The organism is Nocardia sp. NPDC019219 (genome assembly GCF_040632645.1).
Lineage (GTDB): Bacteria > Actinomycetota > Actinomycetes > Mycobacteriales > Mycobacteriaceae > Nocardia > Nocardia sputorum.
In genome coordinates this window covers 464,103-488,108 of sequence record NZ_JBEYCG010000001.1, presented here as the reverse complement: position 1 = coordinate 488,108, position 24,006 = coordinate 464,103, and the positions used below count along the sequence as shown (strand labels likewise).

Genomic DNA, 24,006 nt, shown 5'->3' with positions numbered 1-24,006 from the left:
CCCGCGGGTACCCACTCATGCGATGGGATACACCTTCGCACGACCGGAACGTCGGTCGATTGTCTCAGACCCGGACCAGGTTTCGACAACCCCGGGTCCAGGGCATCCTACGGCGCGTCGTCGGATCGCGTCGTCAGATGACGTCTTCGAGTTCGCGCAGAAGAGCCGCCTTGCCCTTCGCCCCGACGATCTGCTTGACCGGCTTACCGCCGCGGAAAAGCATCATAGTGGGCAGCGAGAGGATCTGATAATCGCGGGCGGTGCTCGGGTTGGCGTCCACGTCCAGCTTCGCGATGGTCAGCTTGTCCGCGTGCGCACCGGCGATCTCCTCCAGGACGGGCGCGACCATCTTGCACGGCCCGCACCAGTCGGCCCAGAAATCGACGAGGACGGGCTTCTCACTCAGCAGCACGTCGTCGGCGAAGGTCGCGTCGGTGACGACAACCGTGTTGGCGGACTTGGACATGGGTGTTCTCCTAGCGATACAGCGAAACGAAAGGTGTGTAGCTGGTCCGGTGCGAACTCAGTTGGCGGGCACGGTCACCGACTCGCCCGCGTGGGCGAGAGTGTTCGAGGTGATGTCGCCCTGCTCGGCCAACCAGCGCTCGGCATCGATGGCCGCGCGGCAGCCCGTGCCCGCGGCGGTGATCGCCTGACGGTAAGTGTGGTCGACCAGATCGCCCGCGGCGAAGACGCCGGGGATGTCGGTCGCGGTCGTGGGGTCGTTCACCAGCACATATCCCTCGTCGTCCAGGGCGACCTGGCCTCTGACGAGCTCACTGCGCGGGTCGTGGCCGATCGCGACGAACAGGCCGGTGGCGGCCAGTTCGGAGGTCTCGCCGGTGCGGGTGTCCCGCAGGGTCAGGTGGGTGACGCTGTTCTCACCGTGCACCTCGACCACTTCGGCGTTGAGCACGAACTTGATCTTCTCGTTCGCCTTCGCACGCTCCAGCATGATGCGGGAAGCGCGGAATTCCTCGCGGCGGTGCACGATGGTCACGCTGGAGGCGAACTTGGTCAGGAAGGTCGCCTCTTCCATCGCGGAGTCGCCGCCGCCGACCACCACGATGTCCTGCCCCTTGAAGAAGAAGCCGTCACAGGTGGCGCAGGCGCTGACGCCGCGGCCGAGCAACCGCTGTTCGCCCGGGACGTTCAGGTAGCGCGCGGCCGAGCCCATGGCGAGGATGACGGCGTAGGCCTCGAAAGTTTCGCCGCCGACGACGACCTTCTTGACCGGGCCGGTCAGGTCGACGGCGTCCACGTCCTCGGTGCGGATGTCCGCGCCGAACCGTTTCGCCTGCTCGCGCATCTCCTCCATGAGATCCGGGCCCATGATGCCGCCGCGGAAGCCGGGAAAGTTCTCTACCTCGGTGGTGGTCATCAGCGCACCGCCGAACTGGGTCCCCTCGAACTGCAGCGGCTGGAGCTCGGCGCGGCCGGCGTAGACGGCGGCCGTGTAGCCGGCAGGTCCGGAGCCGATGATGATCAGATCGCGAACTGGCGCGCCGGTGTCGCTTACTTGCTCGCTACGCTCGCTCATGGGGCCCTTCCGGGAAGTTTCGATCGGACGTGTCGGTCAACAACAGGGTAATGGCTGTTGTTCCCGCGTCGGCCGGGTCACACCGCGCGGGTGGTCCAGATCGCACTGTCAGCCGATGTCCTGCAGTGCCTTGCGCTGGGGATCGCCCGTACCGCAACCGGTTCCGACCACCAGGGCGGTGATCTTGGGCGGCTGCGGGCCGTTGAGCAGGATGAGTACCGCGTTCCCGCCCTGGAATCGGATGTCTGTCGATCCGAGGACCGTGCGGTCGAGACCGTTCGCCCGGACACAGCGCTCGAGTGCCCCGGGGCCGGCCAGGGAGCCGGTGACGGTGTGACGGCCGAGCGCGCTGAGGGCCATGGTGGCGGTGAGATCGTCGCCCCATTCGTCGTTCCCCGTGGTCGGCTGCGCGGTGGGCGCGGGAGCGTCACCGCCGCGCAACGTCGAGACCCACACCCCCGCACCCGCCACGGTGACGATCGCCGCGGCCGCCGCGGCGAACCACCGCAATCGGCCACGGCGCCGCTCGTCCAGTGCCACCGGCGGGGATTCGGAAATCCTTGTTTCCCCGGCGGATTCGCCGGCCCACGCCCGCGGAAGCTCGTGAACGGTAGCGTCGGGCGCGTCCTCCGGCGGTTCCAGTTCGTCGACGAACAGAGCGAGCCGAGCCGCCACATCCTCCGGCATCGGGTGAATGATGCGCTCATCCCGGCCGAGAGCACGTAACTCGGCGGTGACGTCGTCCAAACCGCGCAGGAATCGCACGGCCTCTTGATCACGGGAGACCACGGGCCACAATTGCGCACGCTGCTCCGGCGTCACGTTGTCGGCGTGCAAGTCAGCCAGCAATTCGGACGTGAACGGGGGCTGCGGCACGGACCGGGTAGCCATCGCACCTCCGTTGTTCGCATCTGACATCGCGGGGATCCCCTCGCCGACGGGGCCTGCCTCTGAATCGTTCAGGGGTTCGTCACTATTAATGACGCATCCCAACTACCTCCGGTTCCCCGGATCACGCAGATAATCCAATCGCTCTTTCAACCGCTGCCGCGCGCGAGCGCACCGGCTCTTGATCGTTCCCTCGGGCACACCGAGCAATGCGGCCGCCTCGGCCACGCTATACCCCTCCACGTCGACCGCGACGAGCGCGGTCCGCTGATCCGGCGGCAAGGAGAACAGCGCGCGATCGATGTCCATGGACATCTCCACCTGGGCCATCTCGTCGCGATCGTCCTTGGGCTCGGGCAGCGACTCCGGCGCCAGCGACACCGCGCGTCTGGTCTTGTTGCGGCGGATCCGATCCAGGCAAGCGTTCACCACGATCGCATGCAGCCAGCTGCGCACCTCCGCCTCCGCACGGAACGAGGCAGCCGTGCGATGCGCCGACAAGAGCGCTTCCTGAAGCGAATCGGCCGCGTCCTCGCGCGTGTAGGACGTCCGCAACGCGGTCTGCCACAGGTGATCGTTGTGCCTGCGCAGCAACTCGGCGAACGCGTGACGCTGACCACGCACATGCGCCCGCAACAACTCCACATCGGTGGCTTCACCGAGTACGAGGGAACGCCCGTGACACATCACCTGCCGCGACGCCCCCCTGCCGAGCTCCTCGTTCACTTCGGACGACAATGCCAACCCCTTGGACGGCCCTCACGGCGGCAATGGGCTGATCGACCATTACCGAGACTTCGCAGCATCCAGGAACGAATACGCCAGAACCCGGGAAGCTCCCCTGCTGAGAGCGCCCGAAGATCATATCGTCCGTAACGTTTTGGCAGCAACCAAGTGTCGAGCCGGTACGGAGCAATGCGATGCTCGACGTGCGCTACGAATCCGCGCGAACGACAGCGCGGCGGGAAGGCCGGCTACGGCGCGACGTCGAAACGGATATCGGAAATTGCGGTCTGGAACTGTCCTCCGGAATTCCCCAGTCCGGTGATCCAGACCAGCACGTAGCGGGCGGCCTGGTCGGCACGCACCGGGATGTCGGTGACACCGTCGTCGAGCCGGGCGGAACCGATCAGCTGGGTCTGATCCAGCGTCGGCGAGCCGGTGGGCGAGGTGCGGATCTCCACCGACGTGCCCGCGCTGGGCGAGTTGATCGAGACGTTCGTGAGCTTGGCCGGGGCAGGCAGCGTGGCGAGCAGCCCGACGCCCTTCTTGAGCGCCGGGAACTGCTGGAAGTACTGATCGGTGCGCCACTGGGTGCCCGGATCGTTGTCCAGCACCGCCTGGACGTTGGCGACGCCGTCGGCGGTGCCCTCCGGCGAGAACACCGACACACCTGTCACCGGGACCGGCGCACCGGTCGAGGTCAGGTTCGGGCCAGCGGCGGCGGGTGTCGGCACCGGCTGGTTGTTCGTGGTCAGGCCGATATTGCGCTGCTCGTTGAGCGGAGCCTCGGAAGCGGTCGGCGCGAACACGCTGACCATCCACCAGATCACGATGCCGACCACCAGCGCGGCGAGAATGCCGAGGCCGACCATGATCCACATCATTCGCTGCGAGCGTTCGCGTTCGGCCGCGAGCAGTTCCGGATCGGCGAGCGAGTCGTCCATATTCGCGGGCGCCCGCTGGCCCAGGCGCAGCACCGGGATGAAATCGGTCTTCTGATCGACTACCGACGCCTGCTCCAGCACGTGCTGCACCGTCGCCGCCGTCCGCACGCCCTTGTTCGACTCCAGCGAGCGCACGGCGACCGCGGAGATCTCGAACGGCACCTCGGGACGGATCTGGCGCGGCTCCACCGGAGTTCCGTCCGGGCCGAAGTCCGCCAGCCGAAGTCCGCCGACCGTCGCGGCGGTGCCGGTGACGCCGCCCGAGCGGATCGGCCAGCGGGCGGTGATGAGCGCGTAGAGCATCGCACCGAGGCCACGCACGTCGGATTGCGCGTCCGAGTCCGACAGCGTGCCGGGGAAGGCGAGCACCGCATCGCCCGAGGCGCTGATGCGCACCCGGTCGGGATGATCGATGGACAGCGATCCACCGCCGCGGTGCGCCAGCTCGGCCGCCGAGGCGAGGGCGCGGATGGCGCGCGCCGCGCCGATCGGCGAGGGCACCGTCTCGGCCATCTCGCGCAGCGAACGGCCCGGCGTCCACTCCGCCACCACGATGCCGCCGGAGCTGCCGCGCACCACGTCCAAGACGCGGGCCAGGCCGGGCGAGTTGATCCGGCCGAGGCGCAGCGTCCGGGACAGGATCGCCTGGGGGCCGTCCTGCCCGGAGTTCTCCGTCGCCTTCTGGTCGGCGTCGACGAAGGTCAGCGCGACCTCGCGATCGAGTTTGATGTCCAGCGCCTGCCAGAACTTCAAGCCGCGGGCGCCGCCGTGGCTGGCCAGCAGGCGATAGCGGCCGCCTGCCACCGAAGCGCCCGGGATCAGCTTGGGGCCGCGCGGGATCCGCCGGGCGCCCAGGTTCTCCCCGCCCATCGGCGGCATCTCCGGCGAGCCGATGGGAATCATCCCGGTGTCGTACATCGGATCGCGCGGCGGCAGCTGATTCTCCTGCGATCTCGGCGCGTCCTGATCCGGTGCGGCCGTGCCCGGCTGCTTGCTCGCGTACGCGGGATCCGACTGCTCCCCCGCGGTCGGCGGTACATCGGTGGACAATCCGCCGGGCGTGGTCGCAGAAGAATCGGCGGCCGGGACGCCGCCCACCGCGTCGTCGCTCACCCTCGGTCCTCCTTCGCCCTGGTATGTCGAGGTTCCGGCGAATTCGCCACTTGTGCTTCTCTGCCGAACAGGGTACGGGAACTCCCCCATGCCGGTGCGGTCAACGGCATCGGGTCTGATTACCGGCAGCACCATGGTCTGGGCATCCATGTACGGATCGAACCGCGGGTATGCCAGGTAGGGATCGGGCCTGCGCAGTACCTGCGTGACGTACGGATCCTCGGCCGGGCTCTCCAGATCGAGATCCGGCGCGGGCGGCGTCCAGCCGAGGCGCCGCGAGATGGCCACGGTGATGGCGACGATCTCCGGGATACCGGCGAGTCGCATCAGGCCGAAGGCCACCGCGAACATGACGATCGCGGTGATCGCCACCCGGATCAGGGACCCGGGGCCGCCGAAGGACGCGGTCAGCCGATCCAGACCGAGTACCCGGTCCACGATCCACATCACCGCGCCGCCCGCGAGTGACGCAAGCACGACGCGAGTCACTGTGCGGCCGACATTGGCCATCCGGAGATCCCCGAGACTGCGGTGCAGCAGGAAACCGCCCACCACGGCGCCCACCGCGAAACCGAGGCCGTTCGCGACGCCGAGCGCGATCACCACGTGCTCGGCGTCGGTGATGACCGGAGCCAGCGCGGAGAAGACGATCTTGGCGGCGGTGATGCCGAGGATGATCCAAGTCGGAATCCACGCCTGCTCCCTGGCGTAGAACACCCGCAGGTGGATCAGCACCAACGAGTACGGGATCAGCGCGAACGCCGACCAGCTGACCGCGAGCCCGAGCCGCTCGGCGTCCGAACCGAAGTTGCCGTAGCCGTAGAGCGCCTGCCCGACCTGCGGACCGGCCAGCGTGAGGAAGGTGACCACGGGGACCAGCGCGATCATGGTCAACCGGGTAGCGGCGGAGAGGTCGTCGACCACAGCCGGCGTGTCGTCGGCGGCGGCGTTGCGGCTCAGCCGCGGCATGATCGCGGTGAGCACCGTGACCCCGAGCACGCCGTAGGGCAACTGCAGCAGCAGCCAGGCGTTGTTGTAGATGGCCGGGCCCGCCGCGTCCGCGTGCGAGGAGATCCGCGTGGCGAAGACGAAGCCCGCCTGGCTGATCAGGACGTACAGGATGATCGCCGCGCCCATGCCGCCGAACTGCTTGAGGCGATCGTCGACTCCCCACAGCGGGCGCAGGTCGATGCCCGACCTCCGGATCGCCGGAAGCAGGCTCACCGCCTGCACCACCACGCCCACCGTGACGCCGACGCCGAGCACCAACAGCTTCGGGTCGCTCATGCGGACCGGGTCCAGCGTGATCTCCCCGGGCATCAGCACGTACAAGCCGAGCACGGTGAGCACGACCAGGTTGTTCAGCACCGGCGCCCACGCGCCGGGCTTGAACATCTGCCGGGTGTTCAGGATCGCCGTGAGCAGCGCCGACATGCCATAGAAAAGGATCGCGGGCAACAGCAGGAAAGCCAGCGCCGTGGTGAGCGCCGTGTTGACCTGGCCGTCGTCGGAGAGGAAAACATGCGTGGTGAGCACCGGCGCCGCGGCGGTCGCCAGCAGCGCGGCCGTCGCCAGGACCACGAAAGCGGCGGTCACCAGGCGGCGGACGAACGCCGCTCCGCGATCCGGATCCTCCTGCTCCGCGCGCACCAGCGTGGGTACCACGATGGCGGTGAGCACCGCGCCGAGCACCAGTTCCGCGATCATGTTCGGAATCTGGCTGGCGACGGTGAACGCGCTGGCGATGGCCGGGCCGAGCACGGTCAGCAGCAGGAGTTGCTTGCCGAAACCGGTGATCCGGCTGATCAGCGTCGCGAATGCGATCGATCCCGAGTCGCTGAGCAACCGGGAGCTCGCGCTCTGCTTCGATTCATCCGTCTTCGGCGGCTCCGCGGTGTCGGTGGCGGCAGGCCACTCCCTCGTCCGCGGGCGATCCGGTTCCGCGGGCTCGTGCCGGACCGGGGCGGCGGGCCGTTGGCGGGGCGGCGGGAACTGCTGTGGCTGCGGCGGAGCGTAGCGCGGCGGCGGCACCCGCTCGGATTCCGGCGCGACGGCCGGCATCGGCCCGGACCGGGCCGGACGCGGCGCGGCCGGGATCGGGCCCGACTGCGGGGGACGCGGCACCGCAGGTATGGCGCCGGATCGGGGTGGACGCGGCGCGGCCGGAATCGCGCCGGACTGCGGACCGCGCGGTGCGATAGGCGGCGGCGCCTGCCGGGCGGAGCCTGGCGGCGGACCGGCAGGCACGGGGCCCGGACGAGCGGGCACAGGAGGAACCGGCCGCGGTTGTCCCGGACCGGCCGCAGGCGGCGGAGCGGGATACGGCCGCGGGTTCGGCACGGGCCCGGGGCGCGGTGGTGGTGGTACCGGCGGCATGGGCCGGGCGGGAGGAGGAGGCGGCGGAGCCATGCGCTGGTCCGGCCGCTGCGGCCCGGCCGGAGGACGACTGACCTGCGGCACCCGCGGCGGCCGGCCCTCGGGATAGGGGCCGCCGTTCACGCCGGGCTGCTCGGCTTCGGAGTGGGCAGGGCCGCGTTCCCAAGGAGCGACCGGCGCTCGACGAGCCGGTGGCCCGTCGAGTCGGTCGTTTGGTCGAGGGCGATGAGCCGATATGTCATCGTCGCTCATCATGCCTCCTGTACCAGCCGGGATGTCCGCACCCCCATCGGTGCGGTGAGCCGCGACTCGCCGCAACGGTCCGCCATGGTCGGCGAACATTCTGTCAATGGTCCCCCTCCGGATCGGACCGGCTCAGGAACACTGTGATTGTCCTCCACCGTGCCACACGACACCCCGGTACCCCACATCGACGCAGGTAGCAGCTGTTCTCGGGGCCCCGTCGAAGCGGGATCCGTCACCGCGTCTCCTGCAGCTGCTGCTGCTCGCGCTCTTGTTCCTGGGCGCGCAGCACGCGCAGGCGCGCACGCCGGTATCGGTTCACCCGCCGCCTGGTTCCCGGATCGAAGCCCTCGTCGGCCGGATCGGGCTGCCCGCGGAACCGGCGCCACAAACGGCGACCGGCAAGCAGGAGCAGCAGGAGTGCGGCGCATCCCGTAATTATCGCCAACGCCTTGCCGTAGGCATTCGAACGCACCGAGACCTGGGTGGGATTGCCGAGCGCGACGCCCTCCGGTGTGGTGAGGGAGATCGGGATGACCAGATTCCGGCTGTCGCTGACCTCCGTCGGGATCTGGAAGGACCGCGACCCGTTCGCCGGGAGCTGCTGCTCGCCGGGATCGGTGATCTGCGTCTCGGCCGGCGCCTCGATCCGGAATCTGACCCGGATCGCCACCGGCAGATCGTTGCGGGCGACCAGCAGCAGGGGGCTCTGCTCGGACGCGAGCGTGTACACACCGCCCGGCGGAAGCACGGTAACCGAGCGATAGAGCTTGTCCATCGTGCGCGTGTTCTGGTCCAGCCGCCGCTGGGCGAACGTATCCGGCGGCGCGGCGTCGCCTGCGCGCCGATCCGAGAGGCTGAGCACGCGCAGCAGGTCGTCGCGCAGCGGTGTCAGGAAATCGTGCGGCGTCGGTTCGGCCTCGGGCACGTCCACCAGGGCGCGCATCATCTCGGTGATCCGACGGCTCTGGTCGCGCACGGGCGGCAGGAACCGGTCCGGCACCGCGTCCTGCGCCGCCTGCGGCAGATAGTCCAGCTCGTAGGGCTGGGGGTCCGGCGGCAGCGCCACCAGATCATGAAACGGACGCGCGGTGGCGAGGTTGCCGCGCAACAGCTGGTCGACTTGGCGCAGCAGGGCGGTGGCCTCGTCCCGGTTCGCACCCCACTGCTGCGGAGGGGCGAGCAACAGCGACCGCGACCGGTTCGTCTCCGGGTGCAGCGCGCTCCAGGAGATGGCCCCGAGAGCGTCCTGCAACCGTGCCGCGCGCGAGTCGTTGGTGACGTCGTAGCGCACGCGGGACGGGGTGAACGGCGGGGTGGGCGGATTCGAGCCCACTGCGGCGAGCGCCGTCGCCGACCAGATGTCGAACGTCACCGCATGCAGGGCGGGGTCGGCGGCAGGGGTGGGCGCACTCGCGACGGGCGGCGCCGGATTCCCCGTGACCGGTGGTGCGGGTGCCGGTGCGGTCGGCTGACTCGCGGTGATCTCGGGCAGCCGCACCACTTCCGGGATCGCCGGGTCCGCGGTGGAGGCGACCTCGTTCGCGCCGGTCGTGGCCTGGCCGCTCGCACTACTGGACTGTGCCCAATCCGCGCTGCCCTGCGCAACGGCCGCCGTCGAGGCGAGCACGGCGGTGCCGAAACCGTGACTGCGCAACAGGACGCCCGCGCCGTGGTCGATACTGCCGGAATCCGGCAGGCTGACCCCGCGCACCGACCGGGTGGAGAGGATCGAGTCGATGATCTCGGCCGGTTCGTTGATCGCACGCGCCGACAGCGCCGGGTCGTTGACCGCGGCCAGCGCGGTGAGGTCGACCTGCGCGAACGGCAGCGCGACGGTGCACATCGAGCCGGCCAGCGCGCGCAACCGGTCCAGCCAGGTCTGCGCCTGCTCGGCGCCTGCGCCCGCCCTGGTCGCCCCGTCGGGATCGGACGGGCTGGCCAGCACCCGGTAACCCTTGGTCATCGCGCGCACGGTGAGCAGCAGGTCGGGGTCGACGGCCAGGCACACGGCCGAGGCCAGATCGGCGTTGCCGCGGCCCGCGCCCGGGTTCAACGTCCCCTCCAGCGCGGCCAGCAGTTGATCCAGACGGCCGCCCTTGCCGAGCGAAGCGGCCAATTCGTCGTCGGTGAGTTCCACCTTGCCGTCCACGCTGCCCGGATGACCACCGACCTGCCGCGGCCGGTCGGCCAGCGGCCACAGCAACGTCGTCGCCACCGGTGCGTCGGTGGGCGCGGGCACCGGCGGAGCCTCGTCGCCAGGGGCGGGCGGTACGCCGAGCACCGGGAGCAGGAACCTGGCGTCGTCGAGCCGGGCCTGCGTGCCGTAAGCCGGTTCGCCGTTCACGTTCAGCAGCAGCGGGTAGACGCCGGGTTCGGTGATGCGCAACGACGTGGCGCCGCTTTCCGAGCGCAACGGGATGCTCAGCGTGAACTGTTTGCGCTGGCCCGGATTGAGCCGCTGCGCGATGTCCTCGAACTCGCCGTTCACGTCGTAATTGACCTCGTCGAGGCGCAACGTGGCGCGCAATCCGGCCGGCGCGGTGATCGCCGCCGCCCGCTGGACGCGGATGCTGACGTCGTCCACCACACGATCGCCGATGTTGGTGACCGTCCCCGCCACCGTGAGCTGGGAGTCGCTGCTGGTGGTCACTGTGGTCGGCGTCACCGAATCGAGGGACAACTTCAAGAATTTGGGATTCGTCGAAGTGCCGGATCCAGCGGGTTGCGCAACGGCCGACGCGGAATCGAGCAGTGGCAGCGTCGTCACCGGGCCGAGGATGGTCAGGACCGCCACGAAGATCCGGAACAGTCCACGCGTCATCGCTTGCCGGTCTCCATCCGGTCGATCAGCTTGTTCGCCATCTCCGCCAGCCGCCGCTCATCTGCGTAGGCCAGCCGAGAATCCAGTTCACTCAACGGAACCCAGGCGACCTGGGTCACTTCCACGTCGGCGTCGGACAGTTCGCCACCGACCGAACGCAGCAGATAATGATGCACCGTTTTGTGTACCCGCCGACCATCGGTCACGAACCAGTAATCGATGCTGCCGAGTTCGGCGACCACGACACCGTTGATGCCGGTCTCCTCGGCGACCTCGCGGATCGCGGTCTGCTCGGCGGTCTCACCTTCTTCGATATGTCCTTTGGGCAGCGACCACAGTAACCGGCCGCGGCGATCGGTGCGCCCGATGAGCGCCGCGCTACGCGATTCCGCAGGGCCGTCCAAGCCGTCGACCACCAGCCCACCCGCCGAGGTCTCCCGCACCGTGCGCATCCGCGGCTTCGCGGCATTGGTGGCCGAACCGCGGCGCCGAGGCTGGCGGCGTCGACTGTTCGCACGATCGGCCGGAGACACCTGGCAATCCTACTGTGTTTGTTTTCCAGCGCCTGCGGCGCTGGGTGTTCGCGGCCCCCTCATGGCTCGCGTTCGAGCGACCGCCGCTGGCGACTGCGTCGCGGACGCGGCGGCCGCTCGGACGCGAGCCGGGCCGCGAACGGCGGATGCTCGGTCTCGCTTCTTGAGGTCGCGGTTGTGGCGGCTGCGTAGTCGGCAGGAGTGGGATGGTGCGCGCTGTGCGGACGTCGCTGGCTGGGCTCATGTCGGTGTCCTTATATATCCGGGCTACTGCGCGGGCTGGGCTGCGATAATCGTTGGCGTGGCTCGGTAAGCTGCTCATTCGTGGTTTCGCCGAAGTCTCAGGACGCTGCGCTGGATAGACGTACCCGACTGCTGGCCGCCGCGGCGGTGACGCTCGGGGGGCTGGCCGATGTGCTGACGCCGCTCGGCGAGATGTTCGCGGCGCGGGGGCACGAGCTGTACCTGGTCGGCGGGAGCGTGCGGGACGCGGTGCTCGGCCGGTTGGGGACCGATCTGGATTTCACCACCGACGCGCGGCCGGAGGCGGTGCAGGACATCCTGCGCGGGTGGGCCGACCATCTGTGGGACACCGGCGGTCTGGCGTTCGGCACGGTCAGCGCGGCCAAGGACGGGCAGCAGCTGGAGATCACCACCTTCCGCGCGGATAGCTACGACCGGGTGTCCCGCAACCCCCAGGTGACCTTCGGCGACTCGCTCGACGAAGACCTGGTGCGGCGCGACTTCACCGTGAACGCGATGGCCGTGAAGATCGGTGCGGACGGCGCGCTCGAGTTCATCGATCCGCTCGACGGCATGACCGCCCTGCTCGACGGCGTGCTGGACACGCCTGCCGCGCCGGAGGATTCGTTCAACGACGATCCGCTGCGCATGCTGCGCGCCGCGCGGTTCGTCTCCCAGCTGGGGTTCGAGCCGCATCCGCGGGTGCGGGCCGCGATCACCGCGATGGCCGACCAGATCGACCGCATCACCGCCGAGCGGGTGCGGGTGGAACTCGACAAGCTCATCGGGGGCGCGCACCCGATCGACGGCATCAACGTCATGTGCGAGACCGGGCTGGCGCAGCGGGTGCTGCCCGAGGTGCCCGCGATGAAACTGGAGATCGACGAGCACCACCAGCACAAGGACGTCTACTGGCATTCGCTCACCGTGCTCGAGCAGGCGATCGACCAGGAGGACGGCGACCCCGACCTGGTACTGCGCTGGGCCGCGCTGCTACACGACATCGGCAAGCCCGACACCAAGCGCAACGAGCCGGGCGGCGGCGTCAGCTTCCACCACCACGAGGTGGTCGGCGCGAAGATGGTGCGCAAACGGATGCGGGCGCTGAAGTACCCGAAGCAGTTCACCGAGGACGTCGCCCGGCTGGTGTTCCTGCACCTTCGCTTCCACGGTTACGGCAAAGGCCAGTGGACCGACTCCGCGGTCCGCCGTTACGTCACCGATGCCGCCGACCTGCTTCCCCGCCTGCACAAACTCGTCCGCGCCGACTGCACCACCCGCAACAAGCGCCGGGCCGCCGCGTTGCGCGCCACCTACGACGAGCTCGAGGCGCGGATCGAACGGTTGCGTGAGCAGGAAGACCTGGCCAAGGTCCGCCCGGATCTGGACGGCAACGCGATCATGGAACTGCTCGGTCTGTCTCCGGGACCCGACGTGGGGCGGGCGTGGCGCCACCTGAAGGAGCTGCGTCTCGACCACGGCCCGCTCAGCCGGGACGAGGCTGAGGCCGCGCTACTGGAATGGTGGAAGACGCAGAGCTGATCGGGTCAGAAGACGATCAGGGTGGTGCCGGCCAGGATCGCCGAGCGCATCTGGGCCAGGTCGAACGACCCGGCGATCTCCGGCAGTTCGACGCGGAAACGGATGAGGTCGCCCTCCCGCACGGCGCGCACGATCCGCGCGTCCTTGGGCAGGTGCTCGAGCGGTACGGCGGGAACGTCGATCATTCGTCGCGGAATGCGGACGCCGAACCAGGTCACCCGGCGGATCGCGATGTCCAGCCGGTTGTCCGTGACGGACGCCTCCACCAGGGCGGTGACCAGCCGGCGGCGGTGCCTGGCCCGGATCAGCCCGCTCGGGTGCACGTCGAGGTCCCAGTCCAGCGGCTGGGTGTTGAGCCACCCGACCAGCGCCGCCGTGGTGACGGTGCCGATGAGATCGAGCCGTGCGGTGCGCACCTTGGTCGGCACGCCCGGTATCAGGCGGACGCCGTGGGCGATCACCGTCACGGACTCGATCGGGTGATCGTCCCAGCGCAGCCGCGACAGCACCGTCTTGGTCTGGAAGTGCGCGCCGCGGCGGCGCACTTTCAGCACCTGCAAGGTGGCATGCAGGTCATGACCGAGCAGGGTCGCGCTGACCTCCTGCCCGCCGAACCGGCTCAGGATGCCCTCGCTGAGCATGGTCATCAGCACGTCCGGCAGCAGCGCCGTGACGGTGCCTGCGCCGAGGTCGGCGACCGGATCCATCCAAGCCGTGCTGAGCGCGACCCACTGCTCCAGCCAGGATTGATCGAACAGGCGCTTTCCGAGATCGACGGCGCGCAACGGCGACCAGGACTTCGGATCGAAATACGTGGCCATGATTGGATCGAGCGTACTTGGCGCGGGCGCCCGAGCCCGCGCGCTGTGACCCAGGTCGCGCGGAGCGGACGTCCTTGCCCAGGTGAAGGCTCGGGCAGGAGAATCGGAAGGCCGGCTGTCACACACCGCTGGGAGGACGCACATGGCGCTGGATCTGAACAGTGACCTCGGCGAGGGATTCGGGCCGTGGACGATGGGCGACGACGCCGCCATGCTCGACATCGTCACCAGTGCGAACATCGCCTGCGGCTTCCACGCGGGCGACCCGGCGATCATGCGCAGGACCTGCGCGCTCGCGGTGGCGAAGGGCGTGCGGATCGGCGCCCACGTCGGGTATCGCGATCTGGCCGGTTTCGGTAGGCGGGAGATCGCTGTGGCGCCCGGCGAACTGCGCGACGAGGTGCTGTATCAGATCGGCGGCCTGGACGCTTTCGCGAAAGCCGCCGGGGATCGGGTGCGCTACGTGAAACCACATGGCGCGCTGTACCACTCGGCCGCGCGCGATAGGAGCCTGGCCGACGCGGTATTGGCCGCGATCACCGAGTACGACCCGCGGCTGGCCCTGCTCGGCCCGGCCGGCACCGAGCTGGAGTCGGCGGCGCAGGCCACCGGAGTGCGCTTCGTCGGGGAAGGCTTCGCCGACCGTGCCTACACCCTGGACGGGTCGCTGGCTCCGCGCGGCACGCCAGGGGCGGTATTGGCGCCGGAGGAGGCGGTCGCCCAGGCGATTTCGATCGCCAAGTCCGGGGCCGCGCGGACGGCGGACGGCTCCGGTGAGGTCGCCGTGCGTGCGGCGAGCATCTGTGTGCATGGTGATTCACCGGCGGCGGTGCAGATGGCCCGGCACATCCGCACCGCGCTGGACGAAGTCGGCGTGCCGGTGGAGCCGTTCGGCTGAGGCAGGGACATGCGGACGAAAGACGCGGTGACGCACGCGCAGCGGCAAGCGGCCGAGGAGGCGATCCGCGCGGCGGGCGATCGGGCGCTGTTGATCACTCCGCAGCGACGGGACATGGTCGCGAAACTTGTGGCGGCGCTACGGGATCGTCCGGTACCCGGCGTGCAGGACCTGCTGCCCGCCGCGGAAACGGTACTCCTGACGCTCGATGCTCCCGGCGCGGCGGAAGCGGTCCGCCGGGCGCTGACGACGCTGCTGGTCGACCTGCACGCCGAACGGCCTGTTTCCCGTGGAACATTGCCGGACAGCGCCTTCCACGGCGAACCGGTGTCGATTCCGGTGCGCTACGACGGCGCCGACCTCGACGAGGTGGCTCGGATGCTGGAGGTCACGCCCGCGGAGGTGATCGCCGCGCACACCGGCACGGTGTGGCGGTGTGCTTTCGTCGGATTCGCGCCGGGCTTCGGCTACCTGGAATCGCCCGACGGCCGGTTGTCGGTGCCCCGGAGAGCCCAGGCCCGCACGTCGATTCCGGCGGGTGCGGTCGCGCTCGCCGGTGGATACAGCGCCGTGTACCCACGCAGCACACCCGGTGGATGGCAGCTGATCGGCAGCACCGACCTCGAGATGTGGGATGTCGAGCGCGACCCGCCCGCGCTGATCCGCGCGGGCGCCGCGGTGCGATTCATCGATGCGGGAGACGGCCGATGATCGTCGTGGAGAAGGTGGGACCACTCGCCACCATCCAGGATCTCGGACGGCCAGGATGGTTCGATTCCGGTGTCGGCGTCGCGGGAGCGGCCGACCGCGGGTCGCTGCGGCTGGCCAATCGCCTGGTCGGCAACCCGGAAGGGCATGCGGCCGTCGAAGTGCTGCTCGGAGGCTTCGCGCTGCACGCGGAGGAGCACGTCATGCTGGCGGTCACCGGCGCGCCGGCACCCGTGACCGTGGACGGCAGACCGGTGGGTCACGCCAGCGTGCTGGAACTCGAACCCGGGCAGGAACTCCGGCTCGGCTACGCCTCCGTCGGACTGCGCAGTTACGTCGCGGTGCGCGGCGGCATCTCCGTTCCGGAGACGCTCGGCTCCCGGAGCCGCGACACCATGTCGGGCCTGGGGCCGGAGCCTTTGGCGAAGGGCGATCGCCTCCCGGTCGGGCCTTCTCCGCACACGATCCCGGTCGTGGACGTCGCCCCGGTCGCGGAGCTGCCCGCCGATGTCGTCACCGTGCGAGCTGTGCCCGGTCCGCGCGACGACTGGTTCACCGACGCCGCGGTCCTGTTCGAGGGCGAGTGGGAGATCTCCGCCGACACCGACCGGGTGGGCGCCCGATTGGCCCGCCGCACCGGACCGCCATTGGTCCGCAAGGTCACTCGCGAACTGCCGACGGAAGGCATGGCGCTCGGCTCGATCCAGGTGCCGCCGAGCGGACAGCCGGTCGTGTTCCTCGCCGATCACCCGGTCACGGGCGGCTATCCGGTAGTCGCGGTGGTGGTCGACGCCGACGTCGACGCGATCGCGCAGATCCGGCCCGGTCAGCCGGTGCGGTTCGTGCGCGCGGGCTGACCCTGGGTCGTGCTCGGCATCAGCCGGGCGTGCATGAGGTACACGTTGTAGGTGTCCCATGCCGAGAGCATGAAGTACAGATCTTCGCCGGTCGACCACGGATGGATGAACCCGCCGTAGGACTTCGGGTAGTCGGCGGTGGACACCAGCGGGATCGCTTCCGTCCACGCGCCCTGCGGACTCGCCGCGGTACGCAGCACGATCGCGCCCCGCGCCGAATCAAGGTAGACCATCTGCCACTGTCCGGTCGACCGGTCGTAGCGCACCGAGAGCTCACTGGCCATGCCGAGCACCAACGGGGTGGCCTGGTTCTCGGCGGCGGGCGCCCAGGTGCCGCCCACCCAATATTGGTAGGCGGACTTGTTGAGGATCTGCGGCTGGGGCACGCGGGCCAGTGCGATCGTGCCGATGCGTCCGTTGGGTGTGCCGAACATGTAGACGTACCCGCCCTGCGGCACCATCGCCGCGACCTGGAACTTGCCCAGACCGAACAGGTTCTCCCACTTGGCGTGCTGGTCTTTGCGCCAGGTACGCCCGAGGTCGTCGGAGTAGGCGATGCCGCCGTAATTGGTCCACCACAGGCCCGGGATGCGGCTCCACCTGTTCACCGACATGTAGCTGAGGTACTGCCGGTCGCCGACGGCGAACCCGGAGGTCGGGATGGTGGTGGTCTCCCAGTTCTTGATCTTGCGGCTACCCAGGATCTCCGCGGCGTGGCAGCGACTGTCCTGGGCGAAGGTGTCCAGCGTCAGGCCGTCGGACAGGTCGTGGTCGGTGCTGAAACCGATGACGTTGCTGCGCCAGTCCTGGTCGTCGTTACCCGCGCCGCCGACGCCCCAGCCTTTGCCGAAAGTGTCGCCGAAGACGACGGCGACCTCACCGGGCGCCGTTTCCCACATCAACCCGAGATCGGTGCCGTCGACCTGCCAGCGCATGTCGGTCCGGTTCTCCGAGCCGTGCCCGGTCACCTGCCCGACCAGCCGAACCGACTCCACCGCGGGCGCGGCCACCGGAGCCGTGAGCGGTCCCGGTTCGGCCGGATGCACCACCGGCGGTGGGGCGGGTTGCGGCTCCTCGCTGGGACCGCCGGGCACGGGGACCGGAATCGGCTCGATCTCCGGTTTGAACTCGACGCGCGGAAGTTTGACGGGCGCACCGGAACCCGAGCCGCTGCCGGACCCGGACCCGGAAGCGCTGCCCGAACCGGAGCCCGAGGCCGAGCCGGAGGAACCGGTCCCCTCATCGGTGCCGGTCTCGGGCGTCGGGCTGGGAGCCGGATCGGTTCCGGGGTGCTCGGGATAGTCCCTGATATCCGGGCATGGGTTGTCGCACGGATTCTCCGGCAGCGGATCGGGAACGATCCGTGTGTTGTCCTGCGGCGGGTCGGGCACCGGAACGGGAGTGAGTTCCGGGATCGGGACGGGGATGTCGATCTGCGGGGGCAACGGAGGCGGTGGCGGCTGCGCCGGATCGGGTTCGCGGTTGAGCGGGTCGAATCCGACTTCGCCGCAGGTGTTCACCGGCGGCGGCGCCCACGGGAACGGCGCGGCTTGCGCGGTCGGCATCGGCACGGTGAGCGCGCCGATGAGCAGTGCGCCGAACAGAGCCGGTGCACGAGGGGAGGTGATCGCGGAGGTGCGCATCAGGTCGGCCCGGCCGCGGTCGTCAAGCGATCGGGTGCGCGGCGGCGGACCGAGTTTCCCACGCGCCCAGCAGTTCTCGTACCGCATCGGGGTTGTGCACCGGAAAACCCATGTCGTATCGACTCCTGTCGGTCGGCCGCTGACAGGTCAACTTACCGGAACAACCGCCGCGAACGGGGGACGGCGAATCGAAAAAAGCCTGCGTAATGGAACCGGGGCCGTGGCGCGTGCGTCCAAGGGAATATGGACGAGATCGAGTACGTGTTCGGTACCGGTGACGGCTGCGTGCACGTCTGGACCAGCGAGGCCGACCTGGAACTCGGCAGCACCGGCGCGGCCGACGCGGTGCGGCTGGACTTCGACGGGGACGGCATCGCCGACGACGCGCTGTGGGATCCGGCCGGTGCGGGCCGGGCCGAGGTCGCGGCGCTGGATCTCGACGACGACGGCGTGCCCGACCATTTCTTCACCGATCCCACCGGCCTCGGGACGTGGAACCACGAGATCACCGGTCTGCCCGCGGACGCGGCGAGTGAGCCGCTGGACTGGATCGTGCGCACAGACGCGGACGCACCGGATCGCCTGTTGGGCGACCAGCGACTATCGGAGTCGCAGCCGGGTCCCGAGGATGCCGGCGCCGGTGCGCTGCCCGAGCATCTCGCGCACTGGCTCAACCGCGCCCGCCGCGACCCAGGCGACGATTTGTTTCTCAGCTGACCGCGCGGCGGCGCTTGTTCACCGCGATGGCCGCGATGCCCGCCGCGTAGATGGCGGCCCCCGACAGCACCACCGCCGCGGATCTGCCGTCGTCCGGAATGATCACGGCCGCGGCCGCGATCGCCAGCACGAACGTGATGTTGAAAACGGTGTCCTGCAAGGCGAAGACCTGGCCCCGGCGAGCGTCATCGATGTCGATCTGCATGGTCGCGTCACCGGCCAGCTTGATCGTCTGCCCGGCCAGGCCCAGCAGAAAGGCGCCGGCCAAGAGCAGTTCGTGCGCACGCTGCACCGCGGCGCCCGCGTCGGCGAACGCGATCGGCGTGACCAGGGTCAGTTGCACCAGCATCGCGGTGATCAGCCCGGCGACCACGGTGCGTGCCCGCCCCAGCCGGAGAATGAGCAGCGGCGCGACTACGGCGGCCACCAGCATGCCCCCTGCGGTGGCGCCGATCGCGACGCCGAAACCGACCAGTCCGCCACTGAGCCCGGTGCCGTCCACCGGGGTCTGGCGCAGGACCAGCACCATGATCAGCGTATTCACGCCGAAGACGATCCGGTGCGTGCCGATGCCGAGCATCGCCGTCGTGACCGCCCGCGACTCCCACACCGCCGTGGCGCCGGTACGCAGACCGGTAGCGATCGCGTGCACTGTGTTCTCGCCCACCGCCGCGCCGGACGCCGGGCCGAGCACGCGCCGCCGGAACCCCGCCGCCAGCGCCGCGCCGAGCAACGACCCGGCGCCGCTGATCGCGACCGCGACCGCCGAGGCGAAGTCTCCCGCTCCGATCAGACCGATCACGCCCACCGCGATGGCCGCACCCGCACCCGCGCACCCGGAGGCGACCGTGGCCAGCACCGAGTTCATCGGCACCAGCCATGCCTGCGCCAGCACCCGCGGCAGGGCGGCCGAGACGCCTGCCAGGACGAATCTGCTGACACCCACCACCGCCAGAGCCAGCAACAGCAGCGGCGTCTCGCCGACTCCGGCCAGCAGCCCGACGCTGACCAGCGCGATCAGTGCGGCGCGCAGCACGTTGGCCACCAGCAGCACGGCGCGCCGGTCCCAGCGATCCAGCAGTGCGCCCGCGTACGGCCCGATCAGCGAATACGGCAGCAGCAGTACCGCGAAGCCCGCGGCGATGGCCAGCGGATCGGTCTGCCGCTCCGGGTTGAACAGGATCGCGCCCGACAACGCCGCCTGGAACATCCCGTCGCCGAACTGCCCGGCGAAACGCACCACGGCCAGCCGCGCCACGCCTGGGCTCTGCCGAAGTGTGGCGAGCAGTCCCTCCGGCCGCTGCTCCGCGGGAGTGAGGCCTTCGGCGTGACCAGTCGACACGTCCGCGAGACTACTGCGTACGCCGACGATGTCGCATGCTCGCGCGTCGGCCCAGCGCCGCGCGTCAGACCCGGTCGACCAGCGCGCTCACCGTCGCTCGCATATCCGGCGCCATCGGCAGTTCGTCGAGCGCACCGGCGTCGATCCAGGCGAACGCGTCGTGCTCGCCCGGGGCGAGGGTGACATCGCCCGATTCGGCCTCCGCGACGAAGGTGTATTTCCGCACTTTCGCCTTGGTCCGCGTGGCGTAATCGAATCCACCGAGGAAGTCGACGACGGCGCGCAGCCGCAGCCCTGTTTCCTCCAGCAATTCCCGCTCGACGCACTCGGCGAATGTCTCCCCCGATTCGACGCCCCCGCCGGGCAGTTCGTACATGCCGCCGTGATAGTCGTCGGCAACCCGTCGCACCACCAGAAGCCGGCCCTCGCGGAACACGGCGACGCCGATCACGAAATGCGCGATGCCGTCACGGCGCGCTTCGCTGCGGAGTTGCTGCTCCAGCCGGGCGAGGTCATCGGGGTCCAGCACGTCGTTACCTCCGGTTGGCGTTGTGGCGCTGGGCAATCGGGGCCGGGCCGCGATATCCGACGAGGTGGCCCGACGTTTCGACGTACCGGTTGGTTCTGCTCGCCTCCCGTTCACCTTCCGGTCGCTCGCGTAAAATGCCGAGTGCGGCACAATTTACTAGGAATGCGGAGTACCACGGCGGAAGTGCTCCTACCCTGAATGGCGATCGGTGCACGGTCCCGAGAGGAGGACCATGATGTCCACACTCACGACACCACACATCGATGTCCACCGTGGTGGCGACCGCATGAAGACGCGGGTCTCCTGGCTGGATTCGAAGCATTCGTTCTCCTTCGGGGAACATTACGATCCCGACAACACCCACCACGGCCTGCTGCTGGTCAACAACGAGGACATCGTCTCCCCCGGCCAGGGCTTCGACACCCATCCGCACCGCGACATGGAGATCGTCACCTGGGTCCTCGGCGGCAGTCTGGTCCATCAGGATTCGCTGGGCCACAGCGGTGTCATCTATCCCGGTCTGGCCCAGCGCATGAGCGCGGGCACCGGCATCCTGCATTCGGAGAAGAACGACTCGTGGCGCCTGGACGGCCACCTCGCCGAGCACGAGGATCCCGTGCATTTCGTGCAGATGTGGGTCGTGCCCGACGAACCGGGGCTGACCCCGGGCTACGAGCAGCTGGAGATCGACGACGAACTCGCGGGAGGAGGTCTGGTCACGGTCGCCTCGGGGCTGCCCCGCTACCGCGATCGGACCGCCATCGCCATCAACAGCAGCCATTCGGCGCTGCATGTGGCGCGCATGGCGAGCGCGGAGCCGGGCGCCGAGCAGGTGGTCGACCTGCCCGACGCGCCGTACCTGCACTTGTTCGTCGCGCGCGGTGAGGTGGACATGGAGGGAGTGGGCCCGCTCTACGAGGGCGACGCGGTGCGTTTGACCAGGTCGGGCGGCCAACGCGTGGTGGCGCGGCAACCTTCGGAAATCCTGGTGTGGGAGATGCACGCGCGGCTGGGCGCCCAGTAGCCGGTTCGCATTAACATCCGTCCGTTGGGCGGGCGATCAGTAGGCGACCGCCGCGCACCCTCGGACCGCCTCGTCCGGACCGAGCATCGCGAGGCACCGACGGAGAGGAAGTCCATGTCGCAATATCCGCCCCCGCCGCCCGGCCAGTACCCGCCGCCGGGTCAATACCCCCCGCCGCCCGGCGGCCAGTACCCGGGCCAGCCCACCTATTGGCAGGAATCGCCGAAGGGGCGGGGCCTGGCGATCACCGCGCTGGTGCTCGGCATCCTCGCGCTGCTGTTCTTCTGGACGATCATCGGCGGCTACGTCTGCGGTATCTTCGCCGTCATCCTCGGCATCGTCGCGGTGTTCAAGGCCCGCGCGGGCACCGCCGGGGGCATGGGCATGGCGATCACCGGTGTCGTCCTCGGCGTGCTGGGCATCGTGGGAGCCGTCCTGCTCACCATTGTGGGTTACAACTTCTTCGTCGACTCGGGCGGCAAGGACTTCGTGGACTGCGTGAACAAAGCGGGCAACGACCAGTCCAAGATCGAGCAGTGCGAGCGCGACTGGAACGAGAAGCTGCAGGACAAATACAGCATCACGCTCACTCCGGCGCCCGCTCCGACGCCCCGTTAGCGGCGGCGCACACCCGGGTCGCGGCGATCACCTCGGCGAATTCGCGGCGGAAGTCCCCCTCGGGCGCCACGACCCAGGTGCGGTAGCCGCCGTGCTCGTCGGTGGGTGACGGCAGCACGATGTGGCTGCCGGGCAGGGCGATCGAGGCGCAGACCCGGAACAGGTCGGCGAACAGTCCGGTGTCCAGGTACGAGTTGTCAGTGGGGCCGGTCAGGAAGGTCCAGCGATCCGCGCGCGGATGCGCGATGATCGGCCCCGGCCGAGGCTCGGAGCCTGCGGTCAGGCGCTCGCGTACGCGCCTGCCGACTTCCGCGGGCATCACGACCGCGCCGACCGCGCCGACCTCCAGCATGATGCGGCCCAGGATCGGGTCCACGAGACCGTATAGGCCGTTGCTCTCGCGATAGTGACGGCAGCGAGCGAACGCGTCCTGGATCGAGGGGAAGTCCGTGGACGCGAGATGCCTGGCCGATTCGATGCGCGATGTACTCATGACGAACAACCTCGCCTCGCTGTGGTGGACGCGTGCTCGGAAGAATCGATCGCTGTCTCGACCCTAGTCCTGGTCAAGTAGCTTGACAATAGTCACTCACAGCGTGCGGAAGGGTGGGCGTAGCATCCTGCACATGGCACCCGTGTCCCCCACCGTTGCCCGCTGGGAGCTGGTGCTTCGGCTGCGTGAACTGCGCGAACAGCGGGGGTTCGACTCCGCGGGCTTCGCCAGGCGAGTGGGCTTCACCCCGGCCAACTGGTCACACGTGGAGAAGGGCCGCCGGGTGCTCACCACCAAGACCATCGGCCCGGTGCTCGAACTGCTCGACGTGGAACCCGAGGAACGCGCGGAGCTGCTGGCCCTGCTGGAGGCCAGTAAGCAGCGCGGATGGTGGGCGAAGTCCTCGGCATTGATCGGCCCGGAACTGCAGCGCCTCTACGGCATGGAATACGGCGCGCAGAGCATCCGCAGCTACGACAGCCTCGTGATACCGGGCCTGCTACAGACCGAGGACTACGCCCGCGCGTTGATCAGCGCCGACGTGATGATCCGGCCGGTCCAGGTCGAGCAGCTGGTGGCGATCCGGATGCGGCGCCAGGAGCGGTTGCGCGGCGCGGACCCGGTGGAACTCACCGCGGTCTTCGGTGAGGGCACGCTGCTGCAGCAGACCGGCGGGCCGGACGTGCTGAGCGGGCAGTTGACCTATCTGGCCGAGTTGATCGAGGAACTGGACACCGTCGAGGTGCGCGTCATCCCGTTCGCGGCCACCGCGGGCGCGGTGCTGGGCGGCTCCAGTTTCCACCTCATCGACTTCGCCGGTGAACAGCTGCCCACTTTCGGCTGGGTGGAGAGCGCGGTCTTCGGCGGGGCCGTCGAGGACCCGGATCTGGTCCGCGATCTGCGCTTCGCGTACCTGCGCGCGGTCGAGCAATCGCTGTCGCGAGCGGAGTCATTGGCCCTGATCAGGCACTATTCCCGCGTGTAAAATCCTGCCCATGGCCATCACCGCACGGCCGGAACACACCGGCTGGTTCACATCGACCAGATCGAACAACGGCAACCAATGCGTCGAGGTCCGGTTCGCTGGTGACGCGGTGCTCATCCGTGACAGCAAATATCGCCGTGACCCGGCAAACCGCCTCGACGAAGAGCCCGTCATCACCGTCACCGTAGCCGAATGGACCGCCTTCCTCGACGCACTGCGCAGCGGGCGATCACATGGCGAACTGGGCGCACATCCCGCAGCCAACGGTCACATCGCACTGCGCCACGGCGGAACCACTCTCACCTACACCCCGGAGGAGTGGGACGCCTTCCTGCTCGGCGCGCACGACGGCGAATTCGATCGCATCGTCTCCCCTGCCTGATTTCCCTGTTCACCACCCCC

The 24,006-nt window shown here is 69.3% G+C and carries 21 protein-coding genes; 9 read left to right on the top strand and 12 right to left on the bottom strand.

Going from position 1 to position 24,006, the window contains the following annotated elements; translation table 11 throughout:
• Nucleotides 1-133: 133 nt before the first annotated feature.
• The 7 genes from trxA to ABZ552_RS02225 form a co-directional block, all read right to left on the bottom strand.
• Entirely contained in the window at nucleotides 134-466 is a 333-nt protein-coding gene (gene trxA, locus ABZ552_RS02255; RefSeq protein ID WP_159840992.1) for a thioredoxin, read from the bottom strand.
• Nucleotides 467-523: 57 nt separating this feature from the next.
• Nucleotides 524-1,540, bottom strand: a complete 1,017-nt coding sequence (gene trxB, locus ABZ552_RS02250; protein WP_281876495.1) for a thioredoxin-disulfide reductase — start codon at nucleotides 1,538-1,540, stop codon at nucleotides 524-526.
• A 108-nt stretch (nucleotides 1,541-1,648) separates the two neighbouring features.
• Complete coding sequence (locus ABZ552_RS02245) at nucleotides 1,649-2,431, bottom strand: hypothetical protein (protein WP_281876493.1); 783 nt, start codon at nucleotides 2,429-2,431, stop codon at nucleotides 1,649-1,651.
• Nucleotides 2,432-2,533: 102 nt separating this feature from the next.
• On the bottom strand, nucleotides 2,534-3,115 hold the full coding sequence (gene sigM / locus ABZ552_RS02240) for an RNA polymerase sigma factor SigM (RefSeq protein ID WP_281881222.1): 582 nt from the start codon (nucleotides 3,113-3,115) through the stop codon (nucleotides 2,534-2,536).
• Nucleotides 3,116-3,402: 287 nt separating this feature from the next.
• On the bottom strand, nucleotides 3,403-7,269 hold the full coding sequence (locus ABZ552_RS02235) for a lipid II flippase MurJ (protein WP_281876492.1): 3,867 nt from the start codon (nucleotides 7,267-7,269) through the stop codon (nucleotides 3,403-3,405).
• Nucleotides 7,270-8,062: 793 nt separating this feature from the next.
• On the bottom strand, nucleotides 8,063-10,651 hold the full coding sequence (locus ABZ552_RS02230; RefSeq protein WP_281876491.1) for a DUF6049 family protein: 2,589 nt from the start codon (nucleotides 10,649-10,651) through the stop codon (nucleotides 8,063-8,065).
• Complete coding sequence (locus ABZ552_RS02225; protein ID WP_281876490.1) at nucleotides 10,648-11,184, bottom strand: NUDIX hydrolase; 537 nt, start codon at nucleotides 11,182-11,184, stop codon at nucleotides 10,648-10,650. The genes ABZ552_RS02230 and ABZ552_RS02225 overlap by 4 nt, the downstream gene beginning before the upstream one ends.
• 324 nt (nucleotides 11,185-11,508) lie before the next feature.
• Between ABZ552_RS02225 and ABZ552_RS02220 the strand changes: the two genes are divergently transcribed.
• Nucleotides 11,509-12,969 carry a CCA tRNA nucleotidyltransferase gene (locus ABZ552_RS02220; protein WP_281876488.1) on the top strand — a complete coding sequence of 487 codons (1,461 nt, stop codon included), beginning with the start codon at nucleotides 11,509-11,511 and terminating at the stop codon, nucleotides 12,967-12,969.
• Between the two features lie 5 nt (nucleotides 12,970-12,974).
• Here ABZ552_RS02220 and ABZ552_RS02215 read toward each other — a convergent pair whose 3' ends face one another.
• Nucleotides 12,975-13,790 carry a hypothetical protein gene (locus ABZ552_RS02215; RefSeq protein ID WP_357435253.1) on the bottom strand — a complete coding sequence of 272 codons (816 nt, stop codon included), beginning with the start codon at nucleotides 13,788-13,790 and terminating at the stop codon, nucleotides 12,975-12,977.
• A gap of 142 nt (nucleotides 13,791-13,932) precedes the next feature.
• Here ABZ552_RS02215 and ABZ552_RS02210 point away from each other — a divergent pair, with 142 nt between their 5' ends.
• The 3 genes from ABZ552_RS02210 to ABZ552_RS02200 are packed head-to-tail and all read left to right on the top strand — an operon-like array spanning nucleotide 13,933 to nucleotide 16,253.
• Nucleotides 13,933-14,688, top strand: a complete 756-nt coding sequence (locus ABZ552_RS02210) for a 5-oxoprolinase subunit PxpA (RefSeq protein ID WP_357435252.1) — start codon at nucleotides 13,933-13,935, stop codon at nucleotides 14,686-14,688.
• A 9-nt stretch (nucleotides 14,689-14,697) separates the two neighbouring features.
• Nucleotides 14,698-15,399 (top strand): allophanate hydrolase subunit 1, encoded by a 702-nt coding sequence (locus tag ABZ552_RS02205; RefSeq protein WP_357435250.1) that lies wholly within the window; start codon nucleotides 14,698-14,700, stop codon nucleotides 15,397-15,399.
• Nucleotides 15,396-16,253, top strand: a complete 858-nt coding sequence (locus ABZ552_RS02200; RefSeq protein WP_357435248.1) for a biotin-dependent carboxyltransferase family protein — start codon at nucleotides 15,396-15,398, stop codon at nucleotides 16,251-16,253. The genes ABZ552_RS02205 and ABZ552_RS02200 overlap by 4 nt, the downstream gene beginning before the upstream one ends.
• On the opposite strand, the gene ABZ552_RS02195 is transcribed toward ABZ552_RS02200, so the two are convergent.
• Nucleotides 16,223-17,818 (bottom strand): DUF4185 domain-containing protein, encoded by a 1,596-nt coding sequence (locus tag ABZ552_RS02195; protein ID WP_357435539.1) that lies wholly within the window; start codon nucleotides 17,816-17,818, stop codon nucleotides 16,223-16,225. The genes ABZ552_RS02200 and ABZ552_RS02195 overlap by 31 nt on opposite strands.
• 321 nt (nucleotides 17,819-18,139) lie before the next feature.
• On the opposite strand from ABZ552_RS02195, the gene ABZ552_RS02190 reads away from it, so the two are divergent.
• The gene (locus ABZ552_RS02190) at nucleotides 18,140-18,613 is read left to right on the top strand and encodes a hypothetical protein (protein WP_281876483.1); all 474 of its coding nucleotides are present in this window, start codon (nucleotides 18,140-18,142) and stop codon (nucleotides 18,611-18,613) included.
• Here ABZ552_RS02190 and ABZ552_RS02185 read toward each other — a convergent pair.
• Complete coding sequence (locus ABZ552_RS02185; RefSeq protein ID WP_357435538.1) at nucleotides 18,606-19,901, bottom strand: hypothetical protein; 1,296 nt, start codon at nucleotides 19,899-19,901, stop codon at nucleotides 18,606-18,608. The two genes, ABZ552_RS02190 and ABZ552_RS02185, sit on opposite strands and share 8 nt — an antisense overlap.
• A 118-nt stretch (nucleotides 19,902-20,019) precedes the next feature.
• Complete coding sequence (locus ABZ552_RS02180; RefSeq protein ID WP_281876482.1) at nucleotides 20,020-20,484, bottom strand: NUDIX domain-containing protein; 465 nt, start codon at nucleotides 20,482-20,484, stop codon at nucleotides 20,020-20,022.
• 235 nt (nucleotides 20,485-20,719) lie between these two features.
• Between ABZ552_RS02180 and ABZ552_RS02175 the strand changes: the two genes are divergently transcribed.
• Both ABZ552_RS02175 and ABZ552_RS02170 read left to right on the top strand, forming a co-directional pair.
• The gene (locus tag ABZ552_RS02175; RefSeq protein ID WP_281876481.1) at nucleotides 20,720-21,508 is read left to right on the top strand and encodes a pirin-like bicupin family protein; all 789 of its coding nucleotides are present in this window, start codon (nucleotides 20,720-20,722) and stop codon (nucleotides 21,506-21,508) included.
• A gap of 114 nt (nucleotides 21,509-21,622) precedes the next feature.
• A complete protein-coding gene (locus ABZ552_RS02170; RefSeq protein WP_281876480.1) occupies nucleotides 21,623-22,126 on the top strand; it encodes a DUF4190 domain-containing protein in 504 nt (167 codons plus the stop codon).
• On the opposite strand, the gene ABZ552_RS02165 is transcribed toward ABZ552_RS02170, so the two are convergent.
• Nucleotides 22,095-22,619: a hypothetical protein gene (locus tag ABZ552_RS02165; RefSeq protein WP_357435245.1), complete on the bottom strand. Its 525-nt coding sequence runs from the start codon at nucleotides 22,617-22,619 to the stop codon at nucleotides 22,095-22,097. The genes ABZ552_RS02170 and ABZ552_RS02165 overlap by 32 nt on opposite strands.
• Before the next feature lie 133 nt (nucleotides 22,620-22,752).
• Between ABZ552_RS02165 and ABZ552_RS02160 the strand changes: the two genes are divergently transcribed.
• On the top strand, nucleotides 22,753-23,604 hold the full coding sequence (locus tag ABZ552_RS02160; RefSeq protein ID WP_281876477.1) for a helix-turn-helix transcriptional regulator: 852 nt from the start codon (nucleotides 22,753-22,755) through the stop codon (nucleotides 23,602-23,604).
• A gap of 10 nt (nucleotides 23,605-23,614) precedes the next feature.
• Nucleotides 23,615-23,986 carry a DUF397 domain-containing protein gene (locus ABZ552_RS02155; protein WP_281876476.1) on the top strand — a complete coding sequence of 124 codons (372 nt, stop codon included), beginning with the start codon at nucleotides 23,615-23,617 and terminating at the stop codon, nucleotides 23,984-23,986.
• The last annotated feature ends 20 nt before the right edge of the window (nucleotides 23,987-24,006 follow it).

Coding starts and splice junctions, on each gene's coding strand:
- trxA (WP_159840992.1), bottom strand. CDS start 466: ATGTCCAAGTCCGCCAACACGGTTGTCGTCACCGACGCGACCTTCGCC.
- trxB (WP_281876495.1), bottom strand. CDS start 1,540: ATGAGCGAGCGTAGCGAGCAAGTAAGCGACACCGGCGCGCCAGTTCGC.
- ABZ552_RS02245 (WP_281876493.1), bottom strand. CDS start 2,431: ATGGCTACCCGGTCCGTGCCGCAGCCCCCGTTCACGTCCGAATTGCTG.
- sigM (WP_281881222.1), bottom strand. CDS start 3,115: ATGTGTCACGGGCGTTCCCTCGTACTCGGTGAAGCCACCGATGTGGAG.
- ABZ552_RS02235 (WP_281876492.1), bottom strand. CDS start 7,269: ATGCCGGCCGTCGCGCCGGAATCCGAGCGGGTGCCGCCGCCGCGCTAC.
- ABZ552_RS02230 (WP_281876491.1), bottom strand. CDS start 10,651: ATGACGCGTGGACTGTTCCGGATCTTCGTGGCGGTCCTGACCATCCTC.
- ABZ552_RS02215 (WP_357435253.1), bottom strand. CDS start 13,790: ATGGCCACGTATTTCGATCCGAAGTCCTGGTCGCCGTTGCGCGCCGTC.
- ABZ552_RS02210 (WP_357435252.1), top strand. CDS start 13,933: ATGGCGCTGGATCTGAACAGTGACCTCGGCGAGGGATTCGGGCCGTGG.
- ABZ552_RS02205 (WP_357435250.1), top strand. CDS start 14,698: ATGCGGACGAAAGACGCGGTGACGCACGCGCAGCGGCAAGCGGCCGAG.
- ABZ552_RS02200 (WP_357435248.1), top strand. CDS start 15,396: ATGATCGTCGTGGAGAAGGTGGGACCACTCGCCACCATCCAGGATCTC.
- ABZ552_RS02195 (WP_357435539.1), bottom strand. CDS start 17,818: ATGCCGACCGCGCAAGCCGCGCCGTTCCCGTGGGCGCCGCCGCCGGTG.
- ABZ552_RS02190 (WP_281876483.1), top strand. CDS start 18,140: ATGGACGAGATCGAGTACGTGTTCGGTACCGGTGACGGCTGCGTGCAC.
- ABZ552_RS02175 (WP_281876481.1), top strand. CDS start 20,720: ATGTCCACACTCACGACACCACACATCGATGTCCACCGTGGTGGCGAC.
- ABZ552_RS02170 (WP_281876480.1), top strand. CDS start 21,623: ATGTCGCAATATCCGCCCCCGCCGCCCGGCCAGTACCCGCCGCCGGGT.
- ABZ552_RS02165 (WP_357435245.1), bottom strand. CDS start 22,619: ATGAGTACATCGCGCATCGAATCGGCCAGGCATCTCGCGTCCACGGAC.
- ABZ552_RS02160 (WP_281876477.1), top strand. CDS start 22,753: ATGGCACCCGTGTCCCCCACCGTTGCCCGCTGGGAGCTGGTGCTTCGG.
- ABZ552_RS02155 (WP_281876476.1), top strand. CDS start 23,615: ATGGCCATCACCGCACGGCCGGAACACACCGGCTGGTTCACATCGACC.